Below are 12,195 nucleotides of genomic sequence, written 5' to 3'. Positions count from 1 at the left end.
AGTATTGGGTGTCTCCCGCAAGGACACGGGACGGTCGGCGCGCAACCCTGGAAGAGCAAGAGAAACATAGATGCTCGAAGGAGTTTCGCGATGCGATCAGTGTGCACACGAATGGTGGCCGGTGTCGTCGCGGGCGCTGCGGCGTTGACCATCGCGGCCGCCCCCGTCGCCGCGGCGGCACCGGCGTCCGCCTCGCCCGCCGTGACGATTCCGGCCGCCTACGGCCACGGTGGCCACGGATACGGCGGACATGGATACGGCGGACCCGGTTACGGCCGCGGATTCGACGGTTACCGCGGTCCGGTGTTCGGGTACGGCTACCCCCGGCACTGGTGGCCGTGGCGGTGGTGAGTGCGGCGCGCTCAGCGTTGCCAGGCGGCGTGCAGTATCGCGCTGACGGCAGCCAAGCGTGCCGACCGCACGACGCCGTTCAGCGGTCGCAGCGCTGCGCTGGCCGTCTGCACGTCCGCGGAGCTGTTGAGCCCGATCGGGATCAAGCCTGAGCTCACGGTGATGATCGCGTCGATATATGCCGCGTTCTCCAGCACCCGCAGCGCCCGAGTGGGTGCATGATCCGGAATACTGTGCCGCCGTTCAGATTCCACGACCTGCTCAACGAGACTGCGCGGGTCCTCGATCTCGGCGCCCGCCGCTTCGGCGTGCAGTGCGCCGAGTGCGTCGGCTGCGGAGCGGACCGCGGAGCGCATGGTGTATTCCGCCTCGCCGAGGTCGCTCCCCTCGAGGGGCACCGCACCGGGCACCGAATACACCGTCCACGACAGCGCAGACGGATCGGCTTCGAGATCGGGTTGGTCTTCGTCTTCGGCGACATCGGGGTATTCGAAGTCGGGCACGAGGCCGATGGCCTGGGCTGGGTCACCCGCCACGATGAGCGCCTCGCCCGCGGCCACGGCGTCGCGCTGAAATTGCGTGCCCGCAGGGAGTCCGCGGACATCGCCGGGGACCGGCAGGGCAACACCCAGCGCCGGTGTTCCGCTGGTTCGGCCCACCGAGGTGCGCAGCGTCTGCAACAGTGAGACCGCGCCCGCGTCGGTCAGATCCGGCCAGGGCAGGCCGGTACGCCCGGCCGCCACCGAGTCATAGGCGGTGACGGAATGTCTTGGCGCCCATTGAGATAGCGCATCCAGGACATCGTCGGGCGCAGCGGCTCCGGCAAGCCACGCATTCGCCCACACCGACAACGAAACACTGGGACACCACATGATTCCCGCAGTGTAGTTGTTAGCCGCTCATCGGGTCGGCTACGCGCTAGGCTGGCTGTATGCCTGCTGCGTTGATCTGGCTAATCGCCGCGCTGGCCCTCGCCGGGGCCGAGGCGCTGACCGGCGACCTGTTCCTGCTCATGCTCGGCGGCGGCGCGCTCGCAGCCGCGGGATCCAGCCTCATCTTCGACGACCTGTGGGTCCACGGCGCGGTGTTCGCGGTCGTATCCGTGCTGCTCCTGGTGCTGGTACGGCCTGCGCTGCGCAGGCACTTCAATTCGGGCAAGGGGCTGCCCGAGCCCGCGAAGGCATTGGAGGGCAAGAGCGCGCTGGTGCTCGACCGGGTCGGCCGCCACGAGGGACAGGTGAAGCTCGACGGCGAGATCTGGACGGCGCGCCCGCTGAACGAGAACGAGGTCTACGAACCCGGCGACCACGTGACTGTCGTCGAAATCGACGGCGCTACCGCCGTCGTCCAGAAAGTCGTCTAGAGAACACTGGACAACTAGGGAAGGAATTTTTCATGGATGGTGCCGTCGCCGGCCTGATTCTGGTGGCTGTGCTGGTGGTGTTCGCCGCCATCATCGTCGCCAAGTCCATCGCATTGATCCCGCAGGCAGAGGCCGCGGTCATCGAGCGGCTCGGCCGCTACAGCAAGACAGTGTCGGGACAGCTGACGCTGCTGCTGCCGTTCATCGACAGGATCCGCGCGCGCGTGGACCTGCGTGAGCGAGTGGTGTCTTTCCCGCCCCAGCCGGTGATCACCGAGGACAACCTGACGGTGAACATCGACACCGTCGTCTACTTTCAGGTCACCAATCCACAAGCCGCCGTCTACCAGATCAGCAACTACATCGTCGGCGTCGAGCAGCTGACCACCACCACCCTGCGCAACGTCGTCGGTGGGATGACGCTCGAGCAGACGCTCACCTCCCGCGACTCGATCAACGGCCAGCTGCGCGGCGTGCTCGACGAAGCCACCGGTCGATGGGGGCTGCGTGTCGCGCGTGTCGAGCTGCGCAGCATCGATCCGCCGCCATCGATCCAGGACTCGATGGAAAAGCAGATGCGCGCCGACCGCGAGAAGCGCGCGATGATCCTGACCGCAGAGGGCAACCGCGAAGCGTCGATCAAGCAGGCCGAGGGTCAGAAACAGGCCCAGATCCTGGCGGCCGAGGGTGCCAAGCAGGCCGCCATCCTGGCCGCCGAGGCCGACCGGCAGTCCCGGATGCTGCGTGCCCAGGGTGAACGTGCCGCGTCGTATCTGCAGGCGCAAGGCCAGGCCAAGGCCATCGAGAAGACGTTCGCGGCGATCAAGCGCGGACGTCCGACCCCGGAGATGCTCGCCTACCAGTACCTGCAGACCCTGCCGCAGATGGCCAAGGGTGAAGCCAACAAGGTCTGGCTGGTTCCTAGCGACTTCGGCTCGGCGCTGGAGGGCTTCACGAAGATGCTGGGCGCACCCGGCTCCGACGGGGTGTTCCGTTACACGCCGTCTCCGGTCGAGGAGGATCTGCCTGCACCTGAGGACGATTCCGCCGAGGTGGCCGCCTGGTTCAACACCCAGACCGATCCGGAGATCGCGCAGGCCGTTGCGAAGGCCGAAGCCGAGGCGCGCAAGCCGGTCGCCGGGGCGATCGATCCGCCGCCGCAATACCCGCCGCTGTCGCAGCAGCAGCAACCGCCCTCGCAATACAACGTGTCGACGCAGGGCCCCGGCGGCGGCGCTCACTCCCGGTAGGAGACCTCGGTCTGAGGGCGGGTGGTCTGATCGTGAGTGCGATCGCGGCGGTGCGCGCGGACCTCGTAGGCGAGCCCGGCCACACCGACGCATGCGGTGCAGAACGAGATCAGGACCAGTAGTGGGTTGACGCTGCCGGTGAGCGCGTCACCGAGGATCACCACGGCCGCGGTGCCCGGTATCAGCCCGGCCAGCGTGGCGAAGGCGTAAGGGAGGGCCCGAACCCCCGACGCCCCCGCCGCATAGTTCAGCACCGAGAACGGCACCGCGGGGATCAGCCGCATCGACACGACGGCAGGCCACCCGCGTTCCCGCAACCGGGCGTCCAGCGCGTCGACCTTCGGATGGGGCACCAGCCTGTTGAGTTGCCAGCCGGCCGCGCGCACCAGCAGCAGCGCGATGACTGCGCTGACGGTAGCCGCCGACACCGCGAGCGGGATACCGAGGACCGGTCCGAACAACAGGCCGGCGGCCAGCGTGAACGCCGTACGCGGGAACGGAAAGACCGTCACCACGATGTGCGCGCCCAGAAACGCCAGCGGGAACCAGGGGCCGACGGAGTTGGCCCAATCTCTCAGCTGAAGGGCGCTCGGCATAGGGACCAGCAGCGCGACTGCGACAAGAATCACAATCGCGGTCAGGATCGCGAACACCCGTCGCCGCGGCACCGCGGCCGCCGTGGCGACCACCGAGGCGCGCAGCGCGCGCAGGGTGCTGACGACGGTATTCACGTCCGCCAAGCCTACTTTGCATGGCCTGCGGCCACCGGTCAGCACGCCGTGAGTCCGCCGACCGGTGGTCAACCGCGTGACCGGGATCATTTAGCCTGGTGAGCGGTCGTGTTAGACACAGAGGTCACACGTCGCGACAACAGGAGAAGCCGGTGTCGGTAGATACATCTGCGGGGTCTGAATCGGATCGCGAGCAATGGCGCGCCGCGGTGGCCGGAGTGCTTGCCAAGAGCAGCCGCCGCGATCCTGCCGACCTCGGCGAGGCGCCTGAGCAACTCCTCGACTCACCGACCTACGAAGGCTTTTCGATTCGGCCGCTGTACACGATTCTCGACTCCCAGCCCGAGGCGCCGCTGCCCGGCAGCTGGCCCTTCATTCGCGGGTCCGATGGTCTACGTGACGTCAAATCCGGTTGGAAGGTCGCCGAGGCGTTTCCGGTGCCGGGCCAGGTCTCGGTCGTCGACGGAAACGGCGCGGTGCTGGCCGCGCTCACCGAGGGCACCAGCGCACTCATCCTCGATGTCGGGCCCACCGGCGTGAGCGCCGATGAGCTCGACCGGCTCCTCGAGGGCGTATTTCTCGAACTCGTTCCCGTGGTGCTGGACGCGGGCACCGACTTCACCGCCGCCGCGGATGCGGTGCTGGCATTGGTGACCGATCTGGATGACGAACGGCGAGCGCGACTTTCGGTCGATCTCGGTGCCGACCCGCTGACCGCGGCACTCAGCGGCCGTGCGGCGCCGTCAACCGACGAGGTGGTTGCCACCGTCGAGAAGACGATCGCCTACGGCGGGGGCGTCCGGGCCATCACGATCGACGGTCCGGCATTCCACGATCTCGGTGCCAGCGCTTCGTGGGAACTCACGGGCGCCATCGCCGCGGGGGTCACCTATCTGCGTCTGCTGGTCCAGAGCGGAGTCTCGGCGCCGGATGCGTTGCGCCAGATCAGTTTCAGGTTCGCCGCCGACGATGACCAGTTCATGACGATCGCCAAACTGCGTGCCGCACGACAGCTGTGGGCCCGGGTGGCCGAGGTGGTCGGCGCGGCCGACGCCGGCGCGGCGACCGTGCACGCAGTGACCTCGCAACCGATGATGGCTCAACGTGATCCGTGGGTGAACATGTTGCGCACGACAGTCGCCGCCTTCGCGGCAGGCGTCGGGGGAGCCGACACTGTCCGGGTCCATGCCTTCGATAGCGCCATCCCCGGTGGATGGCCCGGCACCGCAGCAAGTTTCGCGCGGCGGATGGCCCGCAACACCCAGCTGTTGCTGTTGGAGGAGTCGCATATCGGGCGTGTTCTGGACCCCGCCGGCGGGTCGTGGTTCGTCGAAGATCTCACCCGCGCGCTCGCCGAGGAGGCGTGGAAGCACTTCCGCGACATCGAATCCCGCGGCGGTTTCACTGCCTCGGTCGATTATCTGGCCGCACAGATCGCGGAGGTGAGCGAGAAACGCCGCGACGACATCGCGCACCGTCGTACGGCGATCACCGGTGTCAACGAGTATCCAAACCTCTCGGAGATGCCGTTGCCACCGTCCGACCCGGTTCCCGGTGTGCAACGCTACGCGGCGAGCTTCGAAGCACTGCGGGATCGATCCGACGCCTATCTCGCCGAGCACGGTTCGCGGCCCGCCGCGTTGCTGCTGCCGATCGGCCCCCTGTCCGAACACAACATCCGCACGACGTTCGCGGCGAATCTGCTGGCATCCGGCGGTGTCGAGGCCGTCAACCCTGGGCCGCTGGACGCCGCGGGTGTCGCACAAGCGGTTTCCGATGCCGGTGGAGCGGTCGCCGCCGTGATCTGCGGCACCGACGCCCGCTATGCGCAGGAGGCGTCGGGCGTGGTGGAAGCCGCCCGCGGGGCCGGAGTTTCGCACATCTACCTTGCCGGTCCGGCAAAAGCGGTCGCCGAAGCCGCCAACAAGCCGGATGAATACCTAACCGCCAAGATCGACGCGATCGCCGCGCTGTCGGCACTTCTCACCCGATTGGGGGCGTGACCATGACGATGTCCAATGTCGCCGGCCAGCCGGTTCCCGGCGTTGAACCGGGCGCGATCACCAACTTCGCCGACGTACCCCTGCACGGGGCGAAAACGGCCGAGCCTGCCACGGAGGCCGCGGTCGCCGAGCACATCGCCGCGGCCGCCGCCGCGCACGGTTACACCGCCGAGCAGCTCGACTGGGCCACCCCCGAGGGCATCGACGTCAAGCCGTTCTACATCGCCGCCGACCGTGACGCCGTAGTCGATGCCGGATATCCGCTGGACACCTTCCCCGGCGCGCCGCCGTTCGTCCGCGGCCCGTACCCGACCATGTACGTCAACCAGCCGTGGACCATCCGGCAGTACGCGGGATTCTCGACCGCTGCCGAGTCGAACGCGTTCTACCGGCGCAATCTCGCGGCCGGGCAGAAGGGGCTGTCGGTGGCCTTCGATCTGGCCACCCACCGCGGCTACGACTCCGATCATCCGCGTGTCCAGGGGGACGTCGGAATGGCCGGGGTGGCAATCGATTCCATTCTCGACATGCGACAGCTGTTCGACGGCATCGACCTGTCCACCGTCTCGGTGTCGATGACGATGAACGGTGCCGTGCTGCCGATCCTCGCGCTCTACGTGGTGGCCGCCGAGGAACAGGGCGTACCCCCGGAGAAGCTGGCGGGGACCATCCAGAACGACATCCTCAAAGAGTTCATGGTCCGCAACACCTACATCTATCCGCCCAAGCCGTCGATGCGGGTGATCTCTGACATCTTCGGCTACACGAGTGTGAAGATGCCGAAGTTCAACTCGATCTCGATCTCCGGGTACCACATTCAAGAGGCGGGTGCCACAGCCGATCTCGAGCTCGCCTACACGCTGGCCGACGGCGTCGAGTACATCAAGGCGGGCCTGGACGCCGGCCTGGACATCGACAAGTTCGCACCGCGGCTGTCGTTCTTCTGGGGCATCGGCATGAACTTCTTCATGGAGGTCGCCAAGCTGCGCGCCGGTCGGCTGCTGTGGAGCGAGTTGGTTGCCGAGTTCAATCCGAAGAGTCCGAAATCGCTGTCCCTGCGTACGCATTCGCAGACCTCGGGATGGTCGCTGACGGCGCAGGACGCGTTCAACAACGTCGCGCGCACCTGTATCGAGGCGATGGCAGCCACTCAAGGCCACACGCAGTCCCTGCACACCAATGCGCTCGACGAGGCGCTGGCGCTACCGACCGACTTCTCGGCTCGTATCGCGCGCAACACTCAACTGCTGCTGCAGCAGGAGTCCGGAACGACCCGTCCGATCGACCCGTGGGGTGGTTCGTACTACGTCGAATGGCTGACCCACCAGCTCGCCACCGCGGCGCGCATGCACATCGGAGAGGTCGTCGCCCACGGCGGAATGGCGCAGGCGATCAGCGAGGGCATCCCGAAGATGCGCATCGAAGAGGCGGCCGCCCGGACGCAGGCCCGCATCGACTCCGGTGCCCAGACGGTGATCGGCGTGAACAAGTACCAGGTCGACGAGGACCAGGAGGTGGAAGTCCTCAAGGTCGAGAACAGTCGGGTCCGCGCCGAGCAGATCGCGAAACTGGAGAAGCTGCGCGCCGAGCGAGACGAGGCGGCAACTCAGGCCGCGCTGGCCGAATTGACCAGGGCCGCAGGTGAATCCGGGGCAGCAGGGGAGGACGGCCTGGGCAACAACCTGCTGGCGCTGGCCGTCAATGCAGCCCGCGCCCACGCGACGGTCGGCGAGATCTCAGATGCGCTCGAGAAGGTGTACGGCAGGCACGTTGCCGAGATCCGCACCATCGCCGGCGTCTACCGTGACGAGGTGGGGAGCAGTGGCAACGTGACTGGAATCGGCAAAGCAACCGAATTCGTGGAGAAGTTCGCCGAGGCTGACGGTCGTCGGCCACGGATCCTGATCGCCAAGATGGGCCAGGACGGCCACGACCGTGGGCAGAAGGTCATCGCGACGGCGTTCGCCGACATCGGATTCGACGTGGATGTCGGCTCCCTGTTCTCCACGCCGGAGGAGGTCGCGCGTCAGGCGGCCGACAATGACGTGCACGTGGTCGGGGTGTCGTCGCTCGCGGCGGGCCACCTGACATTGGTGCCCGCCCTGCGCGAGGCGCTCGCCCAGGCGGGGAGGCCGGACATCATGATCGTGGTCGGCGGGGTGATCCCGCCCGGCGACTTCGACGAGTTGTACGCGGCGGGAGCGACCGCGATCTTCCCGCCCGGCACCGTGATCGCTGACGCCGCGATCGGCCTGCTGCAGAAGCTTGCCGAGCAGCTGGGCTACGAGTTGTCATAGCCCTGAGTAGATGAACGCCATCCAGGACCTGGCCACTGCAGTGAAAAACCGCGACCGAGCGGCGCTCCCGAAGGCCATCACGCTCGTCGAGTCCACCCGCACCGACCACCGCGAGCAGGCGCAGCAATTGCTGCTTCAGCTGATGGCCGAGTCCGGTGATGCCATGCGTGTCGGGATCACCGGCGTGCCGGGTGTCGGCAAGTCGACGACCATCGAAGCGCTCGGTATGCACCTGATCGAGCAGGGGCACCGCGTCGCGGTGCTGGCGGTCGACCCGTCGTCGACGCGGACCGGTGGCTCCATCCTCGGGGACAAGACCCGTATGGCGAAATTGGCGGTGCACCCCGACGCGTACATTCGCCCCTCGCCGACGTCCGGCACGCTGGGCGGGGTCGCCAGGGCCACCCGCGAAACGATCGTGCTGCTCGAGGCCGCCGGGTTCGACGTCATCCTGGTGGAGACGGTGGGTGTCGGGCAGTCGGAGGTGACCGTCGCCAACATGGTGGACACCTTCGTGTTTCTGACTTTGGCGCGCACCGGCGACCAGCTCCAGGGCATCAAGAAGGGCGTGCTGGAGCTCGCCGACATCGTGGTGGTGAACAAGGCCGACGGCGAGCATGCCTTGGAGGCGAAGGCGGCCGCGCGCGAACTGACCGGTGCGATCAGGCTGATCTACCCACGCGAAACATTATGGCGCCCACCGGTTCTCACCATGAGCGCACTGACCGGCGACGGCCTGGTCGAGCTGTGGGACACGGTGCTGAAGCACCGCGAGGTGTTGACCGCGGCCGGTGAGTTCGAGGCCCGCAGGCGCACCCAGCAGGTCGAGTGGACGTGGTCGATGGTCCGCGACGCCGTGCTGGACCGTGTGCTGTCGCATCCCGCGGTTAAGGAGATCCGGGCCGAAGTCGAGCGCAAGGTCCGCGATGGAGAGCTGACGCCCGCGCTTGCTGCGCAACAGATCCTGGACGCGTCTGACGTGCGCTAACCTAACTTTTCGGTAACACCCGGTTTATTTGCCGGGGCTACAGGTAAATTGTATGCATTGTGACGGGTGTCAAATCCGCGGGGCGCAGCGCAGCGCTTCCGCACAGGGTTCAGGGCGCGGCGGATTCGAACTTTGCTTGCACTCTGCGGGCCTTCTCGAAGCTGTTCCCCGGTAAGCGATTCGGCGGTGGTGCCCTCTCCGTCTACTTGCACGGCGAGCCCGTGGTCGATGTGTGGACCGGCTACTCGGACCGACGCGGCACTGAGTACTGGACAGCCGACACCGGCACCATGGTCTTCTCGGTCACCAAGGGTCTGGCGTCGACGGTGATCCATCGGCTCGCCGACCGCGGCCTGATCGACTACGACATGCCCGTCAGCGAATACTGGCCCGAGTTCGGCCAGAACGGCAAGGCCGACATCACGGTGCGCGACGTCATGCGACACCGCGCGGGCTTGTCGCATCTCAACGGGGTCAGCAAGGCCGAACTGCTCGACCACCACGCGATGGAGCGGCGGATCGCCGCCGCGCCGGTGAACAAGCTGCTGTACGGCCATCAGGCGTATCACGCGCTCACCTACGGCTGGCTGATGTCGGGGCTCGGCCGCGCCATCACCGGCAAGGGCATGCGGGACCTGATCCGTGAGGAACTGGCCGAACCCCTGAACACCGACGGGCTGCACCTGGGCCGGCCGCCGGCCACCGCGCCGACTCGTGCCGCGCAAATCCTGGCGCCCCAGGGCACTTTGAGCAATCCGGTGTTCAACTTCGTGGCGCCCCGGATCGCCGCCATGGGGGTCTCCGGCGTGTTCGGATCGATGTACTTCCCGGGTATGAAGGCCGTCGTCCAGGGGGACACACCGTTCCTGGACGCCGAGATCCCTGCCGCGAACGGCGTGGCCACCGCGCGCGCCCTGGCCAAGTTGTACGCCGCCATCGCCAACGGCGGCCGTGTCGACGGCACGCAACTGCTGTCGCGCGAGCGTGCCGAGGGCCTTGCCGGCGAGCCGAGCTTCGCGCCGGACCGCAACATCTGGGTGCCGCTGTCGTTCCACCTCGGTTACCACTCGGTGCCGATCCCCGGTGTGATGCCGGGCTTCGGGCATGCGGGGCTGGCCGGATCGGTGGGTTGGGCGGACCCGGAGACGGGGATGTCGTTCGGGTTCGTGCACAACCGCCTGCTGACACGGATGGTGCTCGATCAGGCGACGTTCGCGGGGCTGCAGACGCTGATCCGCCGGGATGCCGCCCGCGCCCGTAAACGTGGATACGAGACGATGCCCGCGCTCGGCGCGCCGTACAAGAAGGTCACCCGGTCCGTCGCGGGCTAGTTGTACTGCCCAGGCAGGTTGGTTGAGGAATTGTGACGACACGCTGTAGCGGTCGTTGATAGGTGAAGGCCTCCCGTCGTGGAGTGGAGCTGCTACCACTTCACCGCAACGATCAGGAGGCCTTCGTGGTCCACGCTAATGCTGTTTTGACTCCTCGCGGGCGTCTAATGCTGGCCCGTCGTGTCGTCGAGGAGGGCTGGCCCATCGTGCGGGCCGCTGAGCACTTCCACGTGTCATGGCGTACCGCGCAGCGGTGGGCATCGCGCTATGCGGCGATGGGTGCTGCCGGGATGACTGATCGATCCAGCCGGCCGCATCACTGCCCCAATCGGACACCGGCGCCGGTGGTGCGCCGCATTGTGGAGTTGCGGTGGCGGCATCGTCTCTCACCCATGGCGATCGCTTCGCGGCTGTCGATGCCGGCTTCGACCGTGCACGCGGTGCTGGTGCGGTGTCGGCTGAACCGGTTGTCTCACATCGATATCCGTACCGGCGAGCCGATCCGCCGCTACGAGCACGGCCACCCCGGCGCGATGCTGCATGTCGATGTCAAGAAACTGGGCAACATCCCCGACGGCGGGGGTTGGCGGTTCGTCGGTCGAGCACGCGGCAAACGCAATCGCCATGGGACTTCTGAGGTCCGGCGCAATCACCGCTACCAACCGATCCTCGGGCATGCCTACGTGCACACGGTGATCGATGATCATTCCCGGGTCGCCTACGCCGAGATCCACGACGACGAAACCGCTCAGACCGCGATCGGGGTGCTGCGCCGGGCGGTGGGATGGTTTGGTACCCGCGGCGTCCATGTCGAGCAGGTGCTGTCGGACAACGGAGCCTGCTACAAGTCCTACGCATGGCGCGACGCCTGCGCGGACCTGCACATCGCGCACAAACGCACCCGCGCCTACCGTCCCCAGACCAACGGCAAAATAGAGCGCTTCCACCGCACCATGGCCGCCGAATGGGCCTTCGCCCGGCACTACCCCAACGAACGCACCCGCCGCTCAGCCCTATCGGCCTGGCTACATACCTACAATCACCACCGGCAACACTCGGCAATCGGCAAGGTCCCACCCATCACCCGGTTGACCAACCTGCCTGGGCAGTACAGCTAGTGCTACCGACCCGAAACGACCTCAGCGCTCGGCGGTCGAGAACCACCTGGTCTTCTTGCGCCAGGACTCCGCAGAAGTGATCGCGAAACCCGCGCCGCACATGCAGGCGAATATCCACGTCAGCGCGGTGCCGGCGTTGACCGCCTGCAGCTGGGGGATGAACGCGGTCGCCAGGCGGACCAGGCAGGCGGCAATGCCGGCGGCCGACGACACGAGGTAGATGTTGGCGACCGTGCGTGAGCGCGGGTCCTTGCGCAAGACGAGCAGCGCCCGGGCGCCGTACCCCAGCAGGTAGATGAGCGTGCCGCACAAAAGCAGCCAGTACATGTTCAGCCAGAAGTCCGTCGGCACCTGGAAGAAGTCGGCCTTGTAGATCTTCGCGCCGTTGCCCAGGGTGAACGCCACCAGCAGCAGGGGGATGCACAGCGTCGCGGGGTATTCCACGTATTGCTTGAACGACCGCTGCAGTTCGTGATCCTGCTGCAGCCGGCCCAGCGCGTTGTACACGACCGCCGACGCGGCGACGATGTACAGATCGTGGCCGATGTAGTCCTCGAGGTTCCACTTACCTGTCAGCGAGTAGAGAAAGGCGCCGAGGGTTTCCGACGCCCACGGTGACATAAGCAGTACCGCGCCGCCCTGCAAAGCGATGTTCAGCGTTGCGGCGAACTCCCAACGGGACGACCATGTAACGCGGCGAATCCACAAACTCCACGCGATACAGCAAAGCGTGATCGCAATAAGAGTTGTCAGACCCATGCAT

At 66.8% G+C, this 12,195-nt stretch carries 11 protein-coding genes; 8 read left to right on the top strand and 3 right to left on the bottom strand.

Annotated features, from left to right (window positions below; genetic code table 11):
* Positions 1–90: 90 nt before the first annotated feature.
* The gene (locus tag G6N36_RS05770; protein ID WP_163685624.1) at positions 91–351 is read left to right on the top strand and encodes a hypothetical protein; all 261 of its coding nucleotides are present in this window, start codon (positions 91–93) and stop codon (positions 349–351) included.
* 11 nt (positions 352–362) lie between these two features.
* Here G6N36_RS05770 and G6N36_RS05765 read toward each other — a convergent pair whose 3' ends face one another.
* Positions 363–1,223, bottom strand: coding sequence for an Rv1486c family protein (locus tag G6N36_RS05765; RefSeq protein WP_163685623.1), 861 nt, complete (start codon positions 1,221–1,223; stop codon positions 363–365).
* A gap of 59 nt (positions 1,224–1,282) precedes the next feature.
* Between G6N36_RS05765 and G6N36_RS05760 the strand changes: the two genes are divergently transcribed.
* Both G6N36_RS05760 and G6N36_RS05755 read left to right on the top strand, forming a co-directional pair.
* Positions 1,283–1,714 (top strand): NfeD family protein, encoded by a 432-nt coding sequence (locus G6N36_RS05760; protein ID WP_163685622.1) that lies wholly within the window; start codon positions 1,283–1,285, stop codon positions 1,712–1,714.
* A gap of 32 nt (positions 1,715–1,746) precedes the next feature.
* Positions 1,747–2,964 carry an SPFH domain-containing protein gene (locus G6N36_RS05755; RefSeq protein ID WP_163685621.1) on the top strand — a complete coding sequence of 406 codons (1,218 nt, stop codon included), beginning with the start codon at positions 1,747–1,749 and terminating at the stop codon, positions 2,962–2,964.
* Here G6N36_RS05755 and G6N36_RS05750 read toward each other — a convergent pair.
* Positions 2,952–3,695 carry a TVP38/TMEM64 family protein gene (locus tag G6N36_RS05750; protein ID WP_163685620.1) on the bottom strand — a complete coding sequence of 248 codons (744 nt, stop codon included), beginning with the start codon at positions 3,693–3,695 and terminating at the stop codon, positions 2,952–2,954. The two genes, G6N36_RS05755 and G6N36_RS05750, sit on opposite strands and share 13 nt — an antisense overlap.
* A 152-nt stretch (positions 3,696–3,847) precedes the next feature.
* On the opposite strand from G6N36_RS05750, the gene mutA reads away from it, so the two are divergent.
* The 5 genes from mutA to G6N36_RS05725 all read left to right on the top strand — a co-directional run bounded on the left by mutA (position 3,848) and on the right by G6N36_RS05725 (position 11,432).
* The gene (gene mutA, locus G6N36_RS05745; RefSeq protein ID WP_163685619.1) at positions 3,848–5,698 is read left to right on the top strand and encodes a methylmalonyl-CoA mutase small subunit; all 1,851 of its coding nucleotides are present in this window, start codon (positions 3,848–3,850) and stop codon (positions 5,696–5,698) included.
* 2 nt (positions 5,699–5,700) lie between these two features.
* The gene (scpA, locus tag G6N36_RS05740; RefSeq protein ID WP_163685618.1) at positions 5,701–7,995 is read left to right on the top strand and encodes a methylmalonyl-CoA mutase; all 2,295 of its coding nucleotides are present in this window, start codon (positions 5,701–5,703) and stop codon (positions 7,993–7,995) included.
* Positions 7,996–8,005: 10 nt separating this feature from the next.
* Positions 8,006–8,983, top strand: a complete 978-nt coding sequence (gene meaB, locus G6N36_RS05735) for a methylmalonyl Co-A mutase-associated GTPase MeaB (RefSeq protein ID WP_163685617.1) — start codon at positions 8,006–8,008, stop codon at positions 8,981–8,983.
* A 59-nt stretch (positions 8,984–9,042) separates the two neighbouring features.
* Positions 9,043–10,314: an esterase/beta-lactamase LipL gene (gene lipL / locus G6N36_RS05730; RefSeq protein WP_163685616.1), complete on the top strand. Its 1,272-nt coding sequence runs from the start codon at positions 9,043–9,045 to the stop codon at positions 10,312–10,314.
* Positions 10,315–10,439: 125 nt separating this feature from the next.
* The gene (locus tag G6N36_RS05725; RefSeq protein ID WP_163685615.1) at positions 10,440–11,432 is read left to right on the top strand and encodes an IS481 family transposase; all 993 of its coding nucleotides are present in this window, start codon (positions 10,440–10,442) and stop codon (positions 11,430–11,432) included.
* A gap of 21 nt (positions 11,433–11,453) precedes the next feature.
* Here the strand turns inward: G6N36_RS05725 and G6N36_RS05720 are convergent, their stop codons facing one another.
* Complete coding sequence (locus G6N36_RS05720) at positions 11,454–12,191, bottom strand: hypothetical protein (RefSeq protein ID WP_163685614.1); 738 nt, start codon at positions 12,189–12,191, stop codon at positions 11,454–11,456.
* Positions 12,192–12,195: the final 4 nt, after the last annotated feature.

The sequence above is a fragment of the Mycolicibacterium gadium genome (assembly GCF_010728925.1).
GTDB lineage: Bacteria > Actinomycetota > Actinomycetes > Mycobacteriales > Mycobacteriaceae > Mycobacterium > Mycobacterium gadium.
This window is presented reverse-complemented; position numbering and strand designations above follow the sequence as displayed.